This window comes from Bradyrhizobium hipponense (assembly GCF_008123965.1).
Lineage (GTDB): Bacteria > Pseudomonadota > Alphaproteobacteria > Rhizobiales > Xanthobacteraceae > Bradyrhizobium > Bradyrhizobium hipponense.
Map to the genome: position 1 here is coordinate 42,036 of NZ_VSTH01000023.1, position 21,958 is coordinate 63,993.

18 protein-coding genes are annotated in these 21,958 nt (G+C 65.0%); 4 read left to right on the forward strand and 14 right to left on the reverse strand.

Annotated features, from left to right (window positions below):
* Positions 1-45 precede the first annotated feature (45 nt).
* The 10 genes from FXV83_RS08690 to FXV83_RS08735 all read right to left on the reverse strand — a co-directional run bounded on the left by FXV83_RS08690 (position 46) and on the right by FXV83_RS08735 (position 10,871).
* Complete coding sequence (locus tag FXV83_RS08690) at positions 46-537, reverse strand: Hsp20/alpha crystallin family protein (RefSeq protein ID WP_148738773.1); 492 nt, start codon at positions 535-537, stop codon at positions 46-48.
* Positions 538-614: 77 nt separating this feature from the next.
* Positions 615-1,073, reverse strand: a complete 459-nt coding sequence (locus tag FXV83_RS08695) for an Hsp20 family protein (protein WP_148738774.1) — start codon at positions 1,071-1,073, stop codon at positions 615-617.
* Between the two features lie 232 nt (positions 1,074-1,305).
* Positions 1,306-2,796, reverse strand: coding sequence for an amidase (locus FXV83_RS08700; protein WP_148738775.1), 1,491 nt, complete (start codon positions 2,794-2,796; stop codon positions 1,306-1,308).
* Between the two features lie 15 nt (positions 2,797-2,811).
* Entirely contained in the window at positions 2,812-3,609 is a 798-nt protein-coding gene (locus FXV83_RS08705) for an FAD binding domain-containing protein (protein ID WP_148738776.1), read from the reverse strand.
* Positions 3,610-3,620: 11 nt separating this feature from the next.
* Entirely contained in the window at positions 3,621-6,008 is a 2,388-nt protein-coding gene (locus FXV83_RS08710; protein WP_148738777.1) for a xanthine dehydrogenase family protein molybdopterin-binding subunit, read from the reverse strand.
* Positions 6,009-6,010: 2 nt separating this feature from the next.
* Positions 6,011-6,502, reverse strand: a complete 492-nt coding sequence (locus tag FXV83_RS08715) for a (2Fe-2S)-binding protein (protein ID WP_187435761.1) — start codon at positions 6,500-6,502, stop codon at positions 6,011-6,013.
* A gap of 21 nt (positions 6,503-6,523) precedes the next feature.
* The gene (locus FXV83_RS08720; RefSeq protein ID WP_148738779.1) at positions 6,524-7,630 is read right to left on the reverse strand and encodes an ABC transporter ATP-binding protein; all 1,107 of its coding nucleotides are present in this window, start codon (positions 7,628-7,630) and stop codon (positions 6,524-6,526) included.
* A gap of 7 nt (positions 7,631-7,637) precedes the next feature.
* Entirely contained in the window at positions 7,638-8,528 is an 891-nt protein-coding gene (locus FXV83_RS08725; protein ID WP_148738780.1) for an ABC transporter permease, read from the reverse strand.
* The gene (locus tag FXV83_RS08730) at positions 8,525-9,427 is read right to left on the reverse strand and encodes an ABC transporter permease (RefSeq protein WP_148738781.1); all 903 of its coding nucleotides are present in this window, start codon (positions 9,425-9,427) and stop codon (positions 8,525-8,527) included. The genes FXV83_RS08725 and FXV83_RS08730 overlap by 4 nt, the downstream gene beginning before the upstream one ends.
* Before the next feature lie 82 nt (positions 9,428-9,509).
* Positions 9,510-10,871: an ABC transporter substrate-binding protein gene (locus tag FXV83_RS08735; RefSeq protein ID WP_148738782.1), complete on the reverse strand. Its 1,362-nt coding sequence runs from the start codon at positions 10,869-10,871 to the stop codon at positions 9,510-9,512.
* 247 nt (positions 10,872-11,118) lie between these two features.
* Between FXV83_RS08735 and FXV83_RS08740 the strand changes: the two genes are divergently transcribed.
* The gene (locus FXV83_RS08740; protein ID WP_187435762.1) at positions 11,119-12,609 is read left to right on the forward strand and encodes a glycosyl hydrolase family 79 N-terminal domain-containing protein; all 1,491 of its coding nucleotides are present in this window, start codon (positions 11,119-11,121) and stop codon (positions 12,607-12,609) included.
* A gap of 6 nt (positions 12,610-12,615) precedes the next feature.
* On the opposite strand, the gene FXV83_RS08745 is transcribed toward FXV83_RS08740, so the two are convergent.
* The gene (locus FXV83_RS08745) at positions 12,616-13,917 is read right to left on the reverse strand and encodes an MFS transporter (RefSeq protein WP_148738783.1); all 1,302 of its coding nucleotides are present in this window, start codon (positions 13,915-13,917) and stop codon (positions 12,616-12,618) included.
* Positions 13,918-14,307: 390 nt separating this feature from the next.
* Between FXV83_RS08745 and FXV83_RS08755 the strand changes: the two genes are divergently transcribed.
* Genes FXV83_RS08755 through FXV83_RS08765 form a run of 3 tightly spaced genes read left to right on the forward strand, consistent with a single transcriptional unit; the run spans position 14,308 to position 18,077 of the window.
* Positions 14,308-15,522, forward strand: coding sequence for an ABC transporter substrate-binding protein (locus FXV83_RS08755; protein WP_148738785.1), 1,215 nt, complete (start codon positions 14,308-14,310; stop codon positions 15,520-15,522).
* 7 nt (positions 15,523-15,529) lie between these two features.
* A complete protein-coding gene (locus FXV83_RS08760) occupies positions 15,530-17,263 on the forward strand; it encodes an FAD-dependent oxidoreductase (protein WP_148738786.1) in 1,734 nt (577 codons plus the stop codon).
* A 19-nt stretch (positions 17,264-17,282) separates the two neighbouring features.
* On the forward strand, positions 17,283-18,077 hold the full coding sequence (locus tag FXV83_RS08765) for an IclR family transcriptional regulator (protein ID WP_148738787.1): 795 nt from the start codon (positions 17,283-17,285) through the stop codon (positions 18,075-18,077).
* Positions 18,078-18,221: 144 nt separating this feature from the next.
* On the opposite strand, the gene FXV83_RS08770 is transcribed toward FXV83_RS08765, so the two are convergent.
* The 3 genes from FXV83_RS08770 to FXV83_RS08780 are packed head-to-tail and all read right to left on the reverse strand — an operon-like array spanning position 18,222 to position 21,905.
* Complete coding sequence (locus tag FXV83_RS08770; protein ID WP_148738788.1) at positions 18,222-18,965, reverse strand: aspartate/glutamate racemase family protein; 744 nt, start codon at positions 18,963-18,965, stop codon at positions 18,222-18,224.
* A gap of 9 nt (positions 18,966-18,974) precedes the next feature.
* Entirely contained in the window at positions 18,975-20,240 is a 1,266-nt protein-coding gene (locus tag FXV83_RS08775; protein WP_148738789.1) for an NAD(P)/FAD-dependent oxidoreductase, read from the reverse strand.
* Between the two features lie 3 nt (positions 20,241-20,243).
* Positions 20,244-21,905, reverse strand: coding sequence for a thiamine pyrophosphate-binding protein (locus tag FXV83_RS08780; RefSeq protein ID WP_148738790.1), 1,662 nt, complete (start codon positions 21,903-21,905; stop codon positions 20,244-20,246).
* Between the last annotated feature and the right edge of the window lie 53 nt (positions 21,906-21,958).

Sequence of the window (21,958 nt, forward strand, 5' to 3'; positions counted from 1 at the left end):
TTGATGATCGGATGGCGGCGGGCCTCGCCGCCATCCATGTTGGCGCTAGTGCGTGTTGATCGCGATGCGCCTGACACCTTCCCGCGGCTTGTCGGATCTCGGCAGCGACACGGTCAGAACGCCGTTCTTGAACGACGCCTCGGCCTTGTCTTCCTCGACGTCCTCGATCGGAATTTGCCGCTCGAAGGCGCCGTAGTAGCGCTCGGTGAAATACCTGCCTTCGCCGTTGCGCTCGGCTTTCTTCTCGCCGCGGAGCGTGAGGACGCCGTTGGCGATTTCGACCTCGACGTCCTTCTCCGTCAGCCCCGGAAGTTCGGCCGTGACGGTCAGCATCTTGTCGGTCTCGCTGAGCTCGACCTTGGGCCAACCGAACCGGCCTTCCATCATGGGTGACAGGTTGCTTCCGGCAAAGCCGCGAAACACGTCGTCGAACAGACGGTTCATCTCACGATGAAGCGTCAGGAACGGATCGAAGCTGTCGCGGACCGGCGCAAGCTCCTGGTTCCTTGACCAGGGAATAAGATCACGAAAACCCATGGTTCTCTCCTTCATGCATCCGGGAGCGCGGCGCGCACATCTGAGCGCCGCGTTCCGCCAATCCATCGATCAAGCGTCTAGGCTGCTCTCTTCTCGATCTGCGATGCCGCAGGTGCGCCGCCCGCGATCTCGATCCGGCGCGGCTTCATTGCTTCCGGGACCTCGCGGACGAGGTCGACGATCAGGAGACCGTCCTGGAAGGAGGCCTGCCTCACCTGGACATAGTCGGCGAGGTTGAAGACGCGCCGGAACGGACGCGCCGCGATGCCCTGATAGAGATATTCGTGCGTGGCGCCGTCGGGCTTCCTGCCCTCGATCGTGAGCGCGTTCTGCTCGGCGGTCACGGTGATATCGTTGATGCCGAAGCCCGCCACGGCGAGGCTGATCCGGTAATGGTCTTCGCCGGAACGTTCGATGTTGTAAGGGGGATAGTTGTCCTCGGTCGCCTGGCGCAGCGTGCTGTCGACGAGATCGGCCAGATGATCGAAGCCGATGGTGGAGCGCCACAGGGGCGCGAAATCTAAGGTGGTCCTCATAGCCAAGTCCTCCAAAGAGCAAGTTGGATACGAAGGAGCGCAGGACAGGGGTTTCAGACGGGGTCCGAAGACAACGGCCCGGCGCCCGTGCCGGGCCCTCGCGGGCACCCGGCACGCCGCTCTCGCGGCGAAAAGTGACTTAGAAGAACGGAAGTCGGTTTCAAGAGGGCTGTCGAAAAATTTTTTGGACCGAGGCGGACCGCGGCCGGCCAGTTCCAGGCCCGATTCCCCTTCACGCCTTGGCGCGGGCACGGTCCGGTTCACGTAACGCCAGCGACGGCCAGAATCTTGCCCAGGGCTGGGCCGCTTCGAACGCCGCGGCGATCCGGAAAATCGTTGGCTCGTCGAGCCAGGGCGCCACGATCTGCAAGCCGATCGGCAGGCCATCGCGATCAAAGCCGCAGGGCAGCGTCGCCGCCGGAAGGCCGGCGAGATTGATCGGCCAGGTAAAGGGCGACCAGCCCAGATGCGGATCGACCCTGGTGCCATCAATCCGGTCGACGCCGATCTGGCCGGCCTCGAACGCGGTCACCGCAACCGTCGGCGTCACCAGCGCATCGACGCGCTCGAACAGTTTTAAGAACGCGTTGCGCGCCTGGCCACGGCGATAGCCGGCCTCGATATAGTCGGTGCCGCTGTAGTTACGGCCGGCGCTGATGACGTCGCGATAATCCGATTCTGAGCCGGCGAGATCGGCCGTGGCCTTGCCCGCGACGGCGGCCGCCTGCTCGGTGAAGGCGATCGGCTTCAGCGTATGCTCGAGGATGCCGGGATCGAGGTCTGGACCGTCGATGGTGACCTGCGCGCCGCAGGAGTCGAGAATGGCCAGCGCCTTGTTGAAAGCCGTGCGGACGTCCGGGCTGACCGCGGCGTAGCCGAGATCGACGCTGGCGCCGATGCGAATGCCGTTCAATGACGCAGCTTTGACATCGAACCTCCGCGGCGACACCGGAAGGCTCGCGGGATCGCGCAAATCGTAACCGGCAATGATTTCGAGCGTGAGCGCGGCATCCGCCACCGTGCGCGTGATCGGTCCCGTATGGGCGAGCGAAGCCCAGGACGGCGGCGAGAAGCCGGGCGAGCGTGGCACCAGGCCGAAGGTCGGCTTGAGCCCGAACACGCCGCAGAACGACGAAGGCACGCGGATCGAGCCGACGCCGTCGGTGCCGATCGCGATCGGCCCGCAGCCGGCCGCCACGCCCGCCGCTGCGCCGCCGCTCGACCCGCCACTTGTGCGGCCGGGATTCCAAGGGTTTCGGGTGGCGCCGGTGACCGGACTGTCCGCCGTGAGCTTGTAACCGGCCTCGCAGGTCGTGGTCTTGCAAGTGATGATCGCGCCGGCCGCTTTCAACGTCGACACAACGGCGGCATCGACCTCAGGCACGAACGCCTTGTTCATCGGCGAGCCGCCATAGGCCGGCACGCCCGCGACGAAGACGAGGTCCTTGATGGTAACAGGCACTCCGGCGAGCGGCCCCTTGGCTTCGCCCGCGCGCATCTCCCTGGTGAGACGGTCGGCATCCGCCCTCGCCTGCTCGTACATCGGCGTCACCACCGCGTTGCACGCCTGGTTGGTCGCCTCGAGCGCAGCGATCGTGTCGTCGACGACGTCGCGCGGGGTGAACGCCTTGCGCCGGTAGCCGGCCATGATCTCGGTAGCCGAAAGCGCGCCAAGGCCAGTCGGCGCCGGCGGAAAGGCCGTTCGGCCGGAACCATCAGTCATCATCAACCCTAAGAGCTAGCTGAGCGCCGCGTCGACGGCGCGCTTGGCCATCACCGTGACGAGATGCGCACGGTAATCGGCTTCGGCGTGGATATCGGAGGTGAGGCCGTCGGTGTCGATCTTGATCGCCGCGACCGCGGACGGATCGAAATGTTGCGACAGCGCCGCCTCCATCGGCGGCACCCGGAACACGCCGGAGCCTGCTCCGGTCACCGCCACCCGGACGCCGTCGGCGAATTTCGCGGCGAATACGCCGACCAACGCGTAGCGCGAAGCCGGCGCCTTGAATTTGGCGTAGCCTGCCTTGAGCGGTACGGGAAAGCGGATTGCGGTGATGATCTCGCCCGGCTCGAGCGCGGTCTCGAACAGGCCGAGGAAGAACTTGTCGGCTGCGATCTCGCGCGCGCTGGTGACGATGGTCGCACCCAGGCCGAGGACGCCGGCTGGATAATCGGCCGCCGGGTCGTTGTTCGCGACCGAACCGCCGATGGTCCCGCGGCTGCGCACCGCGGGATCGCCGATCATCGAGGCCAGCGCAGCGAGCCCCGGGATTTTCGCTTGCACGAGCTTGGAGGCAGCGACCACTGCGTGCGGCGTCATCGCGCCGATGCTGATCGTCGCACCGTCATCAGTGATGCCTTTGAGGTTTGGCAGCTTTGAAAGATCGACTAGTGCCACGGGGCTTGCCAGCCGCTGCTTCAGCGTCGGGATCAGCGTCATGCCGCCGGCGACCAGCTTGCTGTCCTCAATCGAGGTCAGCAGCTTTGCAGCGTCGGGAACCTGGTTTGGCTGGTGATAGGCAAACGGTTTCATTTCTGTCCTCCCTATTCCGCGGCGACCGGCAGCGACGCGTTTTGCAGCAAGCGCCAGATCCGGTTCGGCGTCGCCGGCATGTCGACGTGAGTGACGCCGAGATGCGACAGCGCATCGACCACCGCGTTGATGACGGCGGCGGGCGAACCGATGGTGCCGACCTCGCCGCAGCCTTTCACGCCCATCGGCGTGTGCGTGCACAACGTCGAATGGGTCGCGACCTTCATCATCGGCATGTGGTCGGCGCGCGGCATGCAGTAGTCCATCAGCGAGCCCGACAGCAGCTGGCCGGAGCCTTCGTCATAGACCGCGTTCTCGAACAGCGCCTGGCCGACGCCCTGCACGATGCCGCCATGCAGCTGCCCCTCGACGATCATCGGGTTGATGACCGTTCCGACGTCGTCCACCGCGGTATAATTGACCAGCGTCACCGTGCCGGTTTCGGGGTCGACCTCGACCTCGGCGATATGACAGCCGCCGGGATAGGTGAAATTGACGGGGTCGTAATACGCCTGCTCCTCCAGCCCCGGCTCCAGCACTTCGAGCGGGTAATTGTGCGGCACGTAAGCGGCGCCCGCGATCTCCTCGAAGGTCTTGGTCCGATCCGTGCCGGCAACCGAGAATTTTCCGGCCTCGAACTGGATATCGACTTCGGCAGCCTCTAATAGATGCGCCGCGATCTTCTTGCCTTTCGCGACCACCTTGTCCGTCGCCTTCGACAGCGCCGCGCCGCCGACCACCAGGGAGCGCGAGCCATAGGTGCCCATGCCGAACTGCACGCGATCGGTATCGCCGAACACGATGTCGACATTCTCAAAGGACACGCCAAGCTTTTCCGAGACGATCTGCGCGAACGTCGTCTCGTGGCCCTGGCCGTGATTGTGGGTGCCGATCATCACCGTGACCTGGCCGGTCGGATGCACGCGCACTGTAGCGCTTTCATAGAGGCCGCCGCGTGCGCCCAGCCGTCCCGCGAAGCGCGACGGTGCGAGACCGCAAGCCTCGACATAGGTCGAGTAGCCGAGCCCGCGGAATTTGCCCTTGCGCGCTGATTCCGACTTGCGGATGCCAAAGTTCTTGACGTCGGCAGCGACCAGCGCGCCGTCGAGGCATCCAACCGGATCGCCGGAATCGTACTGCACCAGCACCGGCGTCTGGTACGGATAGCCCTCCTTCGGGATCATGTTGCGGCGGCGGATCTCGACGCGATCGAGCCCCATCTCGCTGGCTGCGACATCGACGATACGCTCCAGCACGAAGGTCGCTTCGGGCCGGCCGGCACCGCGATAGGCGTCGACAGGAACGGTATTGGTGAACACCACCTTCACATTGCAGTAGATCGCCGGCGTGGTGTAGACGCCGCCGAGCAGCGGGCCGTAGAGATTGGTCGGGATGTTCGGCCCGAAGGTCGAGAGATAACCGCCCATATTGGCGAGCGTCTTGACACGGAAGGCCAGGAACTTTCCGGTTTCGTCAAGCGCAAGCTCGGCCTCGGTGACATGGTCGCGGCCGTGGCGGTCGGAGACGTAGCCTTCCGAGCGGCTCGCCACCCATTTGATCGGTCGCATCACCCGCTTGGCGGCCCAGGTGATTACGGCTTCCTCGCCGTAATGGAATTGCTTGACACCGAAGCCGCCGCCGACATCGGGCGCGACCACCCGCAGCTTGTGCTGCGGGATGTTCAGCACCAGCGCGCCCATCAGGAAGCGCACGACGTGCGGGAACTGGCTGGTGGTCCACAGCGTGAACCGATCGGTACCCGGCTCATATTCCGCGATCGCCGCGCGCGGCTCCATCGGATTGCCGATCAGGCGGTTGTTGACCAGGCTGAGCTTTGCGACATGCGCGGCCTTGCGGAACGCGGTTTCGACCGCGGCCTTGTCGCCGAGCTCCCAGTCGCAGCAGATGTTGTTCGGCACGTCGTCGAACAATTGCGGTGCGCCAGGCCGCACGGCCTCGAGCACCCCAACCACCGAGGGCAGCACCTCGTAATCGACCGTCAGCAGCTCGGCTGCCGCATTCGCCTGGTCCGACGTCTCAGCAATGACGAAGGCCACCATGTCGCCGACGAAGCGCACCTTGTCCTGCGCCAGCATCGGGAACGGCGGCTCCTTCATCGGCACGCCCTTGGCGTCGGTGATGCCCCAACCGCAGGGAAGCGAACCGAGGCCATCGTCGGCAACGTCATCCCCGGTCAGGACGGCGATGACGCCCGGCGCTGCGAGCGCCGCGCTCTTGTCGATGCCGCGCAGTTTCGCATGTCCATGAGGCGAGCGCACGAACACGCCGGCGGCCATGCCGGGGCGCTTGATGTCGGAGACATAGTTGCCGCGTCCGGTGAGGAAACGCTGGTCTTCCTTCCGCTTCGGTGACGCGCCGATCCCGATTACATTGCCCATAGTCACTCTCCCTTGGCAGCGTTCATGGCTGCGGCGCCGGCCAACACTGAAACGACGATGTTCTGGTAGCCGGTGCAGCGGCAGATGTTGCCTTCGAGGCCGTGACGGACGTCGGCCTCCGTCAGCGCCGGCTTCTCGGTCGCAAGCGCCACCGCCGTCATCAGCATGCCGGGCGTGCAGAAGCCGCATTGCAGGCCGTGATGCTCGCGGAAGGCTTCCTGCATCGGATGCATCCGGTTCGAACCCGGCGCGCCTTGCAGGCCTTCGACGGTGAGCAGCGTCGCGCCGTCCAGCGCAGGCGCCAGCAGCGTGCAGCTTTTCACAGGAAGTCCGTCGAGATGCACGACGCAGGCGCCGCACTGGCTGGTGTCGCAGCCGATGTGGGTGCCAGTGAGGTTGAGCTGCTCGCGCAGGAGTTCGGCAACGTGCGTCGCCGGCTCGACATCCACCGTGGTTGGCCGTCCGTTGAGTGTGAAGGATATCTGCACGATCATACTCCTGTGCGCGACGGGGCTTTAGGCGAGTGGAAGCGCGCTGCCGGTGGCCCATGTGGCCATCACGACATCGCCGACGGTGAAGGGATCTGCGAAGAAGGTCTTTTCCGGCACGTAGGCCACGAACGCATCGTCGGGCACGGTGTCGAGCATGACCTTGACGAAATAGCCCTGGTATTCGATCGCGAGCACCCGGCTCGGCAGCGAATTGGTGTAGCCGGGCGGCAATTCCTTGCCAGACCTGACCAGCACAACGTCGTCCCGGCGCACGGCGATATCGACCTTGTCGCCGACGCTGACCGTCGAGCGCGCCTGAAGCGGCACCTCGATGCCCGAGGGGGCGGCCTGTGCGAGCGTAAAGCTCGCGCCGTTGACCTTCTCGACGCGGCCCGACAGCACGTTCTGGCCGCCCATGAACTCGGCGACATAGCGGTCGTGCGGGTGGGCGTAGACTTCGCGCGCCGCTCCCGCCTGCTTGATCCTGCCCTGCTCCATCACCACCACGAGATCGGCCAGCGCTATCGCCTCGAGCTGAGTGTGAGTGACGTGGACGAAGGTAATGCCGAGCTCCTGCTGCATCCGCCGCAACTCCTGCCGCATCTGCACACGAAGCTGCTCGTCGAGCGCCGACAGTGGCTCGTCGAGCAGCAGCACGCGCGGCTCCGTGATCGCCGCGCGCGCCAATGCGACGCGCTGCTGCTGACCGCCGGAGAGCTGCGCCGGCAGCCGGTCGGCAAATTGCGTCAGCCGCACTTTTTCGATCATGGCGTCCGCCGCCCGCAGGCGATCTGCCTTGGACATGCCGCGCACGCGTAGTGCAAAGGCAATATTCTCGCGCACGGTCAGGTGCGGAAACAGTGCATAGGACTGGAACATCATCGCGGTGCGCCGCTGCACCGGCGCGAGCCCGACGACGTTCTGGCCACCGATCACGATCTCGCCCGCGGTCGGATCCTCATGGCCGGCGATCATGCGCAAGATCGTGGTCTTGCCGCAGCCGGACGGGCCGATGAAGCAGCAATAGGCGCCGTCGGCGATCCTGAGGTTGACGCCGTCCACCACGTTGGTGACGCCGTCAAAGCTCTTGCAGACGCCCGCCAGTTCGATATCGCCGCGATCGCTCTTCATTCCCAGCTCAACCCTTTGCATTGCTGCCGCGCTTCTTCTGGATCAGCACGATGCTGCCCAGGCTCGCACCGATGACAATGAAGGAGACGATGGTCGTCACCGTGCCGAGCGCGTAGAGCGAGGGCGAGGTAACGTTCAATGTCATGCTCCAGATTTCCAGCGGCAGCGTGTTCAGCGATCCGGCGGTCTGCAGGCTGCGGGCGAATTCGTCATGGGACAGCGTGAAGCCGAACAGCGCGACAGCAACGAGGCCGGGCGCTAGTACCGGGATCATCACCAGCCGGATCGACTGCCAGCGGCTGGCACCGAGATCGTAGGCCGCCTCCTCCCAGACGTGGTTGAAGCGCGACATCACCGCGAACATCACCAGCACGCCGAACGGCAGCGTCCAGGACAGCTGCGCGCCGAGGGCCGAAGTGTACCAGCTCGCATTCAGTCCGAGCGCCTGGAACAGGAGCCCCGTGCCGAGACCGAGCACGAGGCCGGGCGCGACCAGGCTGCCGATCATCGTGTAGAAGACGACCGTGTCGCCGCGAAAGCGCTTGCGGAAACCGAGCCCGGCGAGAAACGACACCACCACCGTGATGATGGTGACGATGACCGCGAGCTTGATCGAGCGGTCGAACGAGCCCTTGACGTCGCCGGTCCGCACCTGGGTGAAGAGATCGACGAACCAGTGCAGTGACTGTCCCTTCATTGGAAACACCAGGCCGCCGCGGATGTCCTGGAACGACAGGATGTAGATGCAGAACATCGGACCGTAGAGCGCCAGCACATAGAGCGCGAACAGCGTCGCCAGCACGTAGAACGTCCAGGGTCGCCCACCCTTGCTCGGCGCGATCGCCTTGGTGGTCGCAGGCGCAACTGTCTCGGGCATGTCGGCCAGCACCGCGCTCATCGCGTGATCTCCTGCCGGATGTCGACGGTGCGCAGGATCAGCGAAACGATCGCGACCAGCACCAGCGTCAGCAGCACCGCGCTGGCGGCCGCGGTCGGGTATTGCAGCACGCCGACGTCCTCGTAGAACGCGCTGACCACCGAGGCCGAGCCGCCCCCGGACATCACCTTGACCACGAAGAAGTCGCCCATCACGATCGAGACCACGAAGATGGTGCCGAGCGCGATGCCGCTCTTGGACATCGGCACCACGATCAGCCGCATGATGTCGAACCGGCTGGCGCCGGCGTCGATCGCGGCCTCGATCAGCTTCTTGTCGATCCGCGCCATGGAATTGAAGATCGGCACGATCATGAAAATCGTGAGCTGGTGCACATAGGCGATGACGACCGCAAGGTCGGAAAACAGCAGCACCTCCAGCGGCTGGCGGATGACGCCCGTTGCCAGCAGCGCCTGATTGATCAGGCCTTCCTTGCCGAGCAGCGGAATCCACGAGATCATCCGGATGATATTCGACGTCCAGAACGGCACCGTGCACAGCAGGAACAGGCCGATCGCCAGCAGCTGGTTGCGGACGTGGAACACCAGGAAATAGGCGACGAAGAAGCCGATGATGAGCGTGAAGACCCAGGTCAGCAGCGTGAACTTGATCGTCGCAAGATATAGCTTCAGCGTCAGCGCCGAATGCAGCACCTCGACATAGCTTGCGAGCGTGAAGCCGGGTGTCAGACCGCCGAAGCCGTCGGTGGCGAAGAAGCTTGCGGCCAGCACCACCAGGATCGGCGCCACGAAGAACGGCACCAGCACCAGCACAAGCGGCGACACGTAGAGCCAGCCGGCGAGATTGGCGCGTGATGTGGTTTGAGCGAGACTTGGAGCTGAACTTGGACCTGGCTGCATATCGGCGAACGCCTCGAAGTCGCTTCTCTTGCACCGGCGCGTCACCGCGCCGGCGCTCTCGTTACGTCAGGGAAAGCAGGTTTCAGGCCACCTTGAAGTCGTTCCAGCGCTTGTTCATGTAGGCGGCCTCGTCCATCAGCGTGTTCCAGCACGAGATGTTCTTGACGCGGTCAAGGAACGAGCCGCCGTCGCGCTTGGTGCCGGTCTTCTCCATCGGCACGCCGTAGGGATCGTTGACGACTTCCGGCGCCGGCTGGCCCTCGTACCAGAACGCCCATTCGGCAGGCGTCAGGAATTTCTTCGCGGTCGACGGCACCGGGCTGTAGTAGCCGTAGCGCGCGACGAAGCCGCCCTGCCAGCCCGACAGATACCAGTTGAGATATTCGTAGGCAGCGTCGAGCTTCTTGCCGGAGAGGTGCTTCATCAGCCCCATGCCGTTGCACCAGCCGCGATAGCCTTCCTTGCCGTTCTTGACGTTGACCGGCGCGTAGACGCAAGGGATCTCCTTGACCCGGACGGCGGCAACCGCCGGCGACCACATCGACTGGATGACGACCTCGCCCGCCGCCATCAGCTGCACCGACTGGTCGAAGGTGGTCCAGGTCGCACGGAACTGGCCCTGCTTCTTCAGCTCGATCAGCTTGTTGCAGGTGAAGTCGATCTCCTCCTTGGTCATGTTGCCCTTGTTGCCGTACTTGATCAGTCCGGCGCTTTCGAAGCAAAGCGCGGCATCCATGATGCCGATCGCAGGCACGTCGAGGATCGCGGCCTTGCCCTTGAATTTCGGATCAATCAGATCTTTCCATTCCGTGACTTCATGGCCGACGAGGTCGGGGCGATAGCCGATGGAGTCGGCGTTGTAGACTTGCGGCAGGAAGGTCGCCCATTCGGTGACGCCGTCGTTGAGGTCGGCCGAGTCGGGCTTTGCGATATACATGGCCTCGTAGGGCGAGATGCCCTGGCGCGGGATCTTGTGGCCGTCGATCTCGCCCTTGGTGAAGATCGGCAGGATGTTGTCGAACTCCTTGATCTTCTTGACCTCGATGCCCTGGATCACGCTGCGCTTGGCGGCGAGCTTGGCCTGCCAGCCCTCGAGATCGGCGATATCGACCGTATTAGGTTGGCTTATGAAGCGGTTGATGGCGGCGGAGGTGTCGAGGTTCTGCATCGTCACCTTGAAGCCGAGGTCCTTGGCGGCCTGGTCGCCGATCGCCTTCACCACCGAATAGGAGACGCCGACATGGCGCAGCTCGATGTCCTTGATCTCCTGCGCCCAGATGGTCGGAAATCCGCTGATCGCGTCCGATCCTGCGGCTGCGCCCGCAACTGCCGCAGCTCCCTTCAACAGCGTGCGCCGGCTCAGCTTTTTCCTCGACCCGACGTCCGCCTTGGCCCCCGTCCCCACCGGATCGGAAGTGGACGTCCCCTTAACCTTGTCAGACATGGCAACCCTCGTTGGCTACGATGAACGCTGCGCACCGGTCGCCATTGACCGGCTGCGGATGTGATCAGTTGCGGGCGAGGCTATGGGCGGGATCTTGCGAAGTAAAATTGGAAGTAGAAATTCGCCATATAAACGGAGCTAATGGTTCGGGTCGGTGCATTTGGATTTGGCACGGCGCATAAGAAGGCATCAGGACGTGCATACAAGGCGGCGAAATCAACGAGGCGGGTCGCTTCGCGTAGCGCCTGTGACAGGGCTTGCACTGCTCGTTGCCGCGACGTCGTGCGCGGCGCGTGCCAGCGAATTGGCGATCGCACCCGCGGATTTGAAAGCGATCGGCACGATCGACCCGCGCTTTCAGTCGTACAACATCGAGATGGTCGAGGTAACGGGCGGCCGATTCTGGAAACCGTATCCACGCACGACACGCGCGCTTGATCAGCACGATCGTTACAGCGACAGACCTCCGATCGATCTCGCCAACGATCGTCTGCGCAGGCTCGCTGCAGCTCTGTCGCCGGCGTATCTGCGCGTGAGCGGGACCTGGGCCAATGCGACGTTCTTCGCCGACACCGAACCCGCACCGGCCACGCCGCCACTGGGATTCAACACGGTGCTGAATCGTGCGCAGTGGCGCGGCGTGATCGACTTTGCGCGCGCGGTCGATGCGGAGATCGTCACCTCCTTTGCGGTCAGCGCCGGCAGCCGCGCTGCGGATGGCGCGTGGAGGCCGGATCAGGCGCAACATCTTGTCGATGACACGCGATCGCAGGGCAGCCGGATCGCCGCAGCCGAACTCATGAACGAGCCGACGCTGGCAGCGGCGAATGGTGCGCCGCCCGGATATGATGCAAAGGCCTATGGCCGCGATTTCAGAATATTTCGCGAGTGGATGCAGCGCGCCGCGCCCGAGACGCTGATCGTTGGCCCCGGTTCGGTCGGCGACTCCGCCGCGCCGTCCGTACCGGGCATTCGCACGCACGATCTGCTCGCGGCGTCAGGCGAAGGCATCGACCGCTTCTCCTACCATCATTACAACACGGTCTCGCCGCGCTGCGGCGGAAGCGATGAGCCGGCGCAGGCGCTCTCGGAAGAATGGCTCGCCCGCACCGATGCCGCGCTCTCGGTCTATCGCGGCTTGCGCGATCAATTCGCGCCGGGAAAGCCGATCTGGCTGACCGAAACCGCCGATGCCGCCTGCGGCGGCAACCGCTGGGACAAGACCTTTCTCGACACATTCCGCTATCTCGACCAGCTCGGACGGCTGGCAAAGGCCGGCGTTCAGGTGGTGATGCACAACACGCTGGCCGCGAGCGATTACGGCCTGCTCGACGAGGGCACGTTCCATCCGCGCCCCAATTATTGGGGGGCGCTGCTCTGGCATCAGCTGATGGGAACGACCGTGCTCGATGCAAGCGCGGCGACGGCGCCTGGCCTCCACGTCTACGCACACTGCCATCCGTCGACGCCCGGCGCCGTGACGGTGCTCGCGATCAATATCTCGCGGAACGCATTCCGCACGATCGTGCTGTCGCTTCCGTCCGAGCGCTACACCTTGCGGGCCGCAAAGCTGCAAAGCGCGATAGTGCAATTGAATGGCTCGACGCTCGCACTCGCCGACGGGAATGAACTGCCGCGCCTTTCCGGGCACGCAACGGCGGCTGGCCCGATCCGGCTCGCGCCGGCAACGATCACTTTCCTCACCATCCCGGGCGCCGCGAACCACGCGTGCCGATGACGGGGCTCACGATCTGAGCGAATCCCGCGCGGTCTCCGGCGCCATCAGCGTTGCGATGAGCGTGATCACCGAGAGCCCGACGATGTAGAGCGATACTGGCCAGTAGGAGCCGGCCCATGCAAGCAGCGCCGCGGCGATCAGCGGCGAAAAACCGCCACTGAGCGCGGCGGCGACATTGGCGCCGAGCGAAGCGCCGCTATAGCGCACCTGGGTGCGGAACAGTTCCGGCATGAAGGCGGCCTTCGGCCCGAACAGCATTGCATGCGTCAACGTCATCGTGACGACGAGAGCAAGCGTGATCAGCGCCGGCTCCCTGGTGTCGAGGAACCAGAACAACGGAAACGCCAGCGCCACCGAGAACACACCGCCGGCAAGATACAGCGCCTTGCGGCCAAAAATGTCCGACAGCCAGCCGGCCAGCGGCAGGGTCGCGAACTCGACGACCGCAGCGCAGACGACCGCATCCAGAATTACTTGGCGCGGAAGGCCGAGTTTTGTGGTGGCGTAGACCACGGTGAAGACGGTGAGAAGATAAGCGAGCCCGACTTCAGAAACCGTGATGCCGATCGCGAGCAGAAAACTGCGCCAGTCCCGACGCAGCACCTCGAGTACCGGCTGCGCCAGCACCTCCTTGCGCTCGACCACTTCCTTGAAGTGCGGCGTTTCCGCGAGTTTGAGCCGCACAATGAAGCCGACGCCGACGAGCAGAATGCTGATCAGGAACGGCACGCGCCAGCCCCAGCTCAGGAACTCCGCCTCCGGCAATTTCGTCATCAGGCCGAAGATGCCGGTGGAGGCGGCGACGCCGACCGGAAAGCCGATCTGCACCAGGCTGCCGTAGAAGCCGCGGCGGTTGCCGGCGTGCTCGACCACCATCACCACGGCGCCGCTCCATTCGCCCCCGAGCCCGATGCCCTGGATGAAGCGAAGCATGACGAGGAAGATCGGCGCCCAGACGCCGATCTGGCTGTAGGTCGGCAGGCAGCCGATCAGGAAGGTGCCGAGCCCCATCGCGATCATGGTCGCAACCAGCATCTTCTTGCGCCCGAGCCGGTCGCCATAGTGCCCGATGATGGCGCCGCCGATCGGCCGCGCGACGAAGCCGACCGCATAGGTCGAGAACGCCGCCAGCGTGCCGACGAAGGGATCGAAGCTCGGAAAGAACAGCTTGTTGAACACCAGGGCTGCCGCGGTGCCGTAGATCAGAAAGTCGTACCACTCGATCGCGGTCCCGAGCGCACTCGCCCACACCACATGCGCCGTCGTCGATCTCTCCGCCGCGCCGGAGACCCCCGTTGCTGTCGTCATGCCACGCCCCAAGATTACCGATTGGCATCATGTCTAATCGCGATGATGGTTGCAACCTGCCCGCGTGCTTGCTTTTGCCGCGCGATTCACGGGCGGCTGCTTCGACACCGTCATTGCGAGGAGCCCTTGCGACGAAGCAATCCAGACTGTCGCCGCGGAACGATTCTGGATTGCTTCGCTGCGCTCGCAATGACGACGGTCGGAGTTGTCAGAGCACGCTGTGGCCCGCATTGCATCCAACAATAGGTGGCTGTGGCTATGGGTCCTGGCCTTTGCCAGGACGACACCGGAACCTTTATTTCGTCATTGACAAATCTATTCGCTAATATCTAATCTCCCCGCCAACTCCATAACCAACCGCGGGATGCGGATAAACGAGAGGAAACAACGATGAGAGGGCTTTTGGCCTGCGCGATGCTCGCGGCCGTAACATCGGCTGCCATGACAACGGCTGCCACCGCGCAAGTTTCCGACGACGCGGTACGGATCGGCGTGCTGACGGATTTGTCGAGCTGGGGTCGCGACAACAGCGGGCCGGGGTCGGTCGAAGCGGCGAAGATGGCAGTGGAGGAATTCGGGCCGACCGTGCTCGGCAAGCCAATTGAGATCATCAGCGCCGATCACCAGATGAAGACCGACGTCGGCGTGCAGATCGTGCGCGGCTGGTTCGACAACGGCAAGGTCGACGCGGTCGTCGATATCCCCAATTCAGGTATCGCGATCGCCGTCCACAACATGGTGCGCGAGCGGGGCAAGATCGCGCTGCTGTCCGGCCCCGGCGCGAGCTCGCTGACCGACGAACTGTGCAGCCCGAATACGGTGCACTTTACCTACGATACTTACGCGCTGTCGAAGGTGACGGCCTCTGCCGTGGTCAAGGAAGGCGGCAAATCATGGTACTTCATCACCGCCGACTACGCCTTCGGCCAGCAGCTCGAGAAGGATGCAACGCGCTTCATCAACGAGATGGGCGGCAAAGTGCTGGGCGGCGTGAAGCATCCGACCAACACCGCCGACTTCTCGTCCTTTGCGCTGCAGGCGCAGAGCTCGAAGGCCGACGTCGTCGCCTTCGCCAATGCCGGCCAGGACACCGATAACGCGATCAAGCAATCCGGCGAGTTCGGCCTGGTGCAGGGCGGCCAGAAGCTCGTCGGTCTGTTGATGTTCGACACCGACGTGCACGCAATCGGGCTCAAGGCTGCGCAGGGCACCTACATGACCACGGCCTCGTACTGGAACATGGACGAGGCGACCCGCGCCTGGTCGAAGAAATTCTATGAGCGCACCAAGGTGATGCCCACCATGATCCAGACCGGCGTCTATGGCGCTGTGCTGCATTATCTCAAGGGCATCAAGGCCGACGGCACCGACGATCCGACCAAGGTGATGGCCAAGATGCGCGAGCTGCCGATCGAGGATATGTTCGTCCATGGCGGCAAGTTGCGGGAGGACGGCCGCGTCATCCGCGACATGTATCTCGCCAAAGTGAAATCCCCGGCGCAGTCCAAGGAACCCTGGGACTATCTGGAGATCATCAAGACCGTGAAGGGCGAGGATGCCTTCCGCCCGGCCTCCGAGTCCAAATGTCCGCTGCTGAAGAAGTGAGGCCCGCATGACCGGCAACGAGCGCAACGCAGGCGAAACCTACGAGTGCGATGTGCTCGTGGCCGGATCGGGCGCCTCCGGCATGTCGGCCGCGATCACCGCGCGCTATCGCGGCCTCGACGTGCTGATCGTCGAGAAGGAGCCGCGCTTCGGCGGCACCACCGCGCGTTCCGGCGGCTGGCTCTGGATCCCCGGCACCGCGCTGGCGCGGGCCTACGGCATCGAGGAGACGCCGGAGCAGGCCCGTACCTATTTGCGGCATGAGGCCGGCAACAATTTCGATGCCGCGCGCGTCGATGCGTTCTTGAGCGCCGGTCCCGAGGCGGTCGATTTTTTCACCACCAAGACGGCGCTGCGCTTCGATATGCCGCTGGTGTTTCCGGACTATCACGCCGAAGCGCCCGGCGGCGCCCAGGGCGGCCGCTCCATGGTGACGCGCCCGTTCGATGGCCGCGAGCTCGGCGACCTCATCAAGACGCTCGGCATGCCGTTGCCCGAGCTCACCGTATTCGGCATGATGTTAGGCTCCGGCAAGGAGATCATCCATTTCATGCGCGTGACTAAGTCGGTGACTTCGGCGGCCTATGTCGCGAAACGACTGTCGCGCCATCTGATGGATGTGCTGCGCTATGGCCGCGGCATGACGCTGACCAATGGCAATGCGCTGGCGGGCCGCCTCGCCAAATCAGCGCAGGATTTGAAGATTCCGATGTGGCTGTCCTCGCCGGTGCGCGTGCTGACGGTCGAGAGCGGCGCCGTGACCGGCGCGATCGTCACCCGCGAAGGGCGCGACGTCCGCGTCCGCGCGCGGCACGGCGTCGTGCTGGCCTGCGGCGGTTTCCCGCATGACGTGGCACGGCGCCAGAAGATGTTTCCGCATGCGCCGACCGGCTGCGAGCACTACTCGCCCGGACCAACCGGCAACACTGGCGACGGCCTGCGCCTCGCGGAAAGCGCCGGCGGCCACGTCGAGGACCGCCTGCCGAATGCGGCGGCCTGGGTACCGGTGTCGCTGACCACGCGCAAGGACGGATCAAAGGGCGTGATGCCGCATTTCATCGACCGCGCCAAACCCGGCGTGATCGCGGTGATGCGCGACGGCAGGCGCTTCGCCAACGAAGGCAATTCCTACCACGATTTCGTCCAGGCCATGGTCAAGGCCGCCAAGCCCGGCGAGGAGATCGCCGCCTTCCTCGTCTGCGACCACAAGACACTGCGGAAATATGGCCTCGGCTGCGTGCCGCCCTTCCCGATGCCGCTCGGCCATCACTTACGCACCGGCTATCTCATGCGCGGCGATACGCTGGAGGCGCTTGCGGCAAAGGCCGGCATCGATGCCAGGACGTTCGTCGAAACTGTGGCGCAATTCAACGCCACGGCACCGCAGGGCTATGATGCCGCTTTCGGCAAAGGCTCAAAGGCCTATAACCGCTATCAGGGCGATGCGCTGCACGGCCCGAACCCTTGCGTCGCGCCGCTGGAGAGCGGCCCGTTCTACGCCATCAAGATGGTGGTCGGCGATCTCGGCACCTATGCCGGCATCGTCACCGACGAGAACGCGCGCGCGCTCGACGCCGAAGGCCGGGTGATTCCCGGCCTCTATGCCGCCGGCAACGACATGGCGAGCATCATGGGCGGCAATTATCCCGGCGCCGGCATCACGCTTGGGCCGGCGCTGACCTTCGGCTACATTGCCGGCCGTCATCTCGCCGACAGCGCCGCCAAGCGCGACGCGGCGTAACGCGGACCCCAGGAGGCGCATGAAGAGAGAAAGCCGCGGCATCCAGTCGATCGAGGTCGGCGGAGAACTGCTCCGCGCGCTCGCGAGATGCGGCGAGCCGATGATGCTGCGCGATCTCGCGCGCGAGGCTGGCATGGGCCCCGCCAAGGCGCATCCCTATCTCGCCAGCTTCTCGCGCATCGGGCTGATCGAGCAGGACGAGATCACCGGCCGCTACGAAATCGGGGCGCTGGCGCTGGAGCTCGGCCTGATCAGCCTGCGCCGCCTCTCCGGCGTGCGCATCGCGGGACCGAAGATCGCGGCGCTCGCAAGCCAGATCGGGCACGCAGTCTCCCTCGCGGTCTGGGGCACCCATGGACCGACCGTCGTGCAGCTCGAAGAGCCGGTCCAGCCCGTCCACATCGTGATGCGCGCCGGCTCGGTCATGGCGCTGCTGGAGACTGCGACCGGCCGCGCCTTTGCCGCCTTCCTGCCTGAGAAGACCATCAACGCCGCACTGGAAAGCGGCCTCGACCGCCACGGCGTCGGTTACAACCCGAAGCGGCCGATCAAGGGCGCGAAGCTCGCCGACATGCTCGCCGAGGTGCGCAAGCACGGTCTCGCCCGCGCGCTCGGTGATCCCCTGCCCGGCGTCAACGCGTTCTCCGCGCCGGTGTTTGACCACTCCGGCCATGTCGCCCTTGTCATCACCGCGATGGGACCGGAAGGCACGTTCGATGCGCGCTGGGACAGCCCGATCGCCCACGCCCTGCGCGATTGCGCCGGCGGCATCTCGAAGCGGCTCGGCCACGGGATGACGGTTGCAGCGGAGTGAGAATGCCAACCCCGGCGTCCGTCGTCCAAGAATCGCTTCGCTCAGGCCTTGCCGATACCGCGCGCCGCACCGGTGATGGCGGCGACTTTGCCGGATAGTTTCATGTCTGCCTCCAGTTGCTCAAATCGCTTCGAATTGTTGCGATCAGCCAAACACGCGCGGGCGCAGTCCGGCGTGAAACCAGGTGATCATGGAATAGATGTCGTACACGGGCAGCCCGACTTCGGCCTGCAACGCAGCCGCATAAGGCGGCATGTTGGTGCATTCGAGCACGATGGCGCCGACGTCCGGATGCCTGGCGACAAGCTCCTTGCCCGCCTCGACCACGTCGCGCTCGGCCTGCGCGATGTCCATATCGTCCTTCTCCGCCTTGATCAGGACGCGGAAAAACTCCTTGCCGTTCTCGGTGCCGACCAGCGGCGTGTCGAGCGGCACGCCGGCAGCTTCGAGATGGGCCGGCGTCAGGGTCGAGCCCGACACCGTGACGAGGCCGACGCGCTTGCCCGGCGGCAAGGTCGCCTGCACCCAGGGCACCTGCATCAGCGACGAGGTCGCAACCGGAACGCCGACGGCGGCCGCGATTTCCTTCTGGAACAGCGAGAGGAAGCCGCAATTGGTGGTGATCGCCTCGGCCCCTAGCCGCACCAGATCCTTAGCGGCATCGATGAAATCCGGCATCAGGCCGTCCGCGCCCTTCAGCACGACCTTCTCCGGCGTTGCCCCGCTCACCACGCGGTAGAGCACAGGAAACGGCCAGGTCGTGCCGTTGCCCATGTCGCCGGGAATGCGGGGAAAGCGCGCTTCAAGCATCAAGATGCCGAGCGGCGCCCCATAAATAGCCTTGCCGCCACGGGCGATACGGGAAGATGAATTGGCTGAAGTGGTCATGCTGCGGCCTCAGAGGAAACGGTCGGGTGCGAACGGCGCCAGCGGAATCTCCGGCGCCTTGCCGCTCAGAAGCTGCGCAACGAGGCGGCCGGTGCGGGCCGAGCCGACCAGGCCGATATGGCCATGGCCGAAGGCATAGACGATGTCGCGCGAGGCCCGCGCATAACCGATGCAAGGGCGCCCATCCGGCATGCTCGGCCGATGACCGAACCAGGTCTTGATGCGCGAGGCCGGAACATCCCTTGGCAGCTTCGGGAACATGCTGAAGAGATGATCGCGCAAAATCTCGGCACGCTTCCAGTTCGGCTCGGCCTCGAGGCCGGCGATCTCGACCGTGCCGGCGGCGCGCAGGCCCTTGTCGGTCCAGTTCACCACCATCTTGGCATCGGACGCCATTATCGAACTGCGCGGACCGGACTCCGGATTCTCGATCATGACGTGGTAGCCGCGCTCGGTCTCGAGCGGCAGCGGATCGCCGACGGAGGCCGTGAGCTGCTTCGATCGGGCGCCGGCCGCGACCACTGCGGCGTCGCAAGGAATCTCGCCGGTTTCAGTGAGAACAGCCACAAGCTTGTCGCCGGAGAGCTTGAAACCAGTTGCCCTGGCGCGGACGAGCTTCACGCCGCTCGCAAGCGCATGATTGGCGAGGGCCGCAACGTAAGCGCCGGGATCGCGGCAGCGCCCGGCTTCCTCCACCACCACGCCAAAGGTGTAACGCGGATGCAAATCCGGCTCGCGCTGACGCATTTCGTTGGCATCAAGCTCGAGCCACTTGACGCCGACGCGCTTGCGCAGGCGCCAGCCGAGGTCGCCGTCGAAATTGCCCCGCGACGGGAACACGTGCATCACGCCGTTGCGCTCGATCAGCTCGGGGACTCCGGCCTCCTCCGCGAGCTTCCTGTGCAGGAGCGGCGCGTCCTTCAAGAGGTCGCGTAGCGCAAACGCGGTCTTCTCGACACGCGCCTCGGTCCAGCCCGAGAGCAGATATTTGATCAGCCAGGGTAGCGCCTTCGGCAAATACGACCAGCGGATCGCGAGCGGGCCGAGCGGATCAATCAGATAGAACGGCACCTTCTTCCAGACGCCCGGCTCGGCCGGCGGGATTACAGAATGCGAGGAGAGCCAGCCAGCATTGCCATAGCTCGCCGCCTGTTCGCCGCCGGGCTCGCCCGGATCGATCAGCGTGACGCGATGGCCCTCGCGCAATGCCTCGATGGCGCTGATCACGCCGACCGCGCCGGCACCGATGATGGCGACGTGGCGGCTTTGCGACATCGCTTAAGCCTTCACCGCGGGCACGAAGTCCTTGCTGACCGACATCGCGCGCGGATCGATGATGCAGTGCAGGATCGACGGCTTGCCCGAGGCCAGCGCGCGCTCGAACGCCGGCGCAAATTCTTCGGTGCGCTCGACGCGCTCGCCATGGCCGCCGAAGGCTTTTGCGTACATCGCAAAATCCGGGTTCTTGAGCTGGGTGCCGACGACGCGGCCGGGATAGTCGCGCTCCTGGTGCATGCGGATGGTGCCGTATTGCGAATTGTCGACCACGATGACGACGAGCGGCGCGTCATACTGCACGGCGGTCGCGAACTCCTGGCCGTTCATCAGGAAGCAGCCATCGCCGGCAAAGGCGACGACGGTCCGATCCGGATATTGCCGTTTGGCGAGCACCGCAGCCGGCACGCCATAGCCCATCGAGCCCGAGGTCGGGGCGAGCTGGGCGGCAAAGCTGTGGAAGCGGTGATGGCGATGGATCCAGCCGGCATAATTGCCGGCGCCGTTGCAGACGATCGCATCCTTGGGCAGACGGTCGCGCAGCCAGGTCATGACCTGGCCATACTGGAACGCGCCCGGCAGCTCGCGCGCTCTCTCCGTCCAGGCCAGATAATTGGCATGCGCTTTGGCCGCCTCGCCCTTCCAGGCCGGCGCGGCCGAAGGCCTCAGCGCCTCGACAGCGGCGGCGAACGCGGCCGGCGTTGCCTGGATCGCCAGCGCCGGCTGATAGACGCGGCCGAGCTCTTCGGAGCCGGGGTGCACGTGGATCAGCTGCTGTTGCGGGGTGGGAATGTTCAGGAGCGTATATGACGACGAGGGCATTTCCGACATGCGGCCGCCGATGAGAAGAACGACATCGGCGCCCTCGATGCGCGCCTTCAGCCCCGGGCTCGGCCCGATGCCGAGATCGCCGGCATAATGCGAGTGATCGGCATCGATCAGCGAGGCCCGCCGGAACGAGGTCGCGACCGGCAGGTCGAAGCGCTCGGCGAAACGCGCGATGCTCCTGGTCGCTTCATCCGTCCAGCGCGAGCCGCCAAGAATGACCAGCGGCGCCTTCGCGCTCGCTAGCATCGCACCGACGCGTTCGATGTCGGCGGGCGCCGGCCAGCTCACCGCCGGCTCGATCCGCATGGCATCGGCAACGGCTGCGGTTTCCGTCAGCATGTTCTCCGGCAGCGAGATCACCACGGGGCCCGGACGGCCCTGCATCGCGACGCGGAAAGCGCGCGCGACCAGCTCCGGAATGCGGTCGGGGCGATCGATCTCGACCGCCCATTTCGCCATGGTGCCGAACACCGCCTTGTAGTCGAGCTCCTGGAACGCCTCGCGCTCGCGCATGCCGGTATCGACCTGGCCGACGAACAGGATCATCGGCGTCGAATCCTGCATGGCAATGTGGACGCCGTGGCTGGCGTTGGTGGCGCCGGGGCCGCGGGTGACGAAGCAGATTCCGGGCCTGCCCGTGAGCTTGCCGTAGGCCTCCGCCATCATCGCGGCGCCGCCCTCGGCCCGGCAGATCATGACGTCGATCGGGCTGTCGTGCAGCGCGTCGAGCGCGGCGAGATAGCTCTCGCCCGGCACGCAGGTGACGCGCTCGACGCCCTGGGCAACCAGCTGGTCGATCAGGATCTGGCCCCCGGTGCGGGTGTTGCGAATGGTCATGATGGCTCCCTGCAGGCTTTGGCGATGCGCATCACCGCCTCGCGCAACTTTTA

Coding starts and splice junctions, on each gene's coding strand:
- FXV83_RS08690 (WP_148738773.1), bottom strand. CDS start 537: ATGGGTTTTCGTGATCTTATTCCCTGGTCAAGGAACCAGGAGCTTGCG.
- FXV83_RS08695 (WP_148738774.1), bottom strand. CDS start 1,073: ATGAGGACCACCTTAGATTTCGCGCCCCTGTGGCGCTCCACCATCGGC.
- FXV83_RS08700 (WP_148738775.1), bottom strand. CDS start 2,796: ATGACTGATGGTTCCGGCCGAACGGCCTTTCCGCCGGCGCCGACTGGC.
- FXV83_RS08705 (WP_148738776.1), bottom strand. CDS start 3,609: ATGAAACCGTTTGCCTATCACCAGCCAAACCAGGTTCCCGACGCTGCA.
- FXV83_RS08710 (WP_148738777.1), bottom strand. CDS start 6,008: ATGGGCAATGTAATCGGGATCGGCGCGTCACCGAAGCGGAAGGAAGAC.
- FXV83_RS08715 (WP_187435761.1), bottom strand. CDS start 6,502: ATGATCGTGCAGATATCCTTCACACTCAACGGACGGCCAACCACGGTG.
- FXV83_RS08720 (WP_148738779.1), bottom strand. CDS start 7,630: ATGAAGAGCGATCGCGGCGATATCGAACTGGCGGGCGTCTGCAAGAGC.
- FXV83_RS08725 (WP_148738780.1), bottom strand. CDS start 8,528: ATGAGCGCGGTGCTGGCCGACATGCCCGAGACAGTTGCGCCTGCGACC.
- FXV83_RS08730 (WP_148738781.1), bottom strand. CDS start 9,427: ATGCAGCCAGGTCCAAGTTCAGCTCCAAGTCTCGCTCAAACCACATCA.
- FXV83_RS08735 (WP_148738782.1), bottom strand. CDS start 10,871: ATGTCTGACAAGGTTAAGGGGACGTCCACTTCCGATCCGGTGGGGACG.
- FXV83_RS08745 (WP_148738783.1), bottom strand. CDS start 13,917: ATGACGACAGCAACGGGGGTCTCCGGCGCGGCGGAGAGATCGACGACG.
- FXV83_RS08755 (WP_148738785.1), top strand. CDS start 14,308: ATGAGAGGGCTTTTGGCCTGCGCGATGCTCGCGGCCGTAACATCGGCT.
- FXV83_RS08760 (WP_148738786.1), top strand. CDS start 15,530: ATGACCGGCAACGAGCGCAACGCAGGCGAAACCTACGAGTGCGATGTG.
- FXV83_RS08765 (WP_148738787.1), top strand. CDS start 17,283: ATGAAGAGAGAAAGCCGCGGCATCCAGTCGATCGAGGTCGGCGGAGAA.
- FXV83_RS08770 (WP_148738788.1), bottom strand. CDS start 18,965: ATGACCACTTCAGCCAATTCATCTTCCCGTATCGCCCGTGGCGGCAAG.
- FXV83_RS08775 (WP_148738789.1), bottom strand. CDS start 20,240: ATGTCGCAAAGCCGCCACGTCGCCATCATCGGTGCCGGCGCGGTCGGC.
- FXV83_RS08780 (WP_148738790.1), bottom strand. CDS start 21,905: ATGACCATTCGCAACACCCGCACCGGGGGCCAGATCCTGATCGACCAG.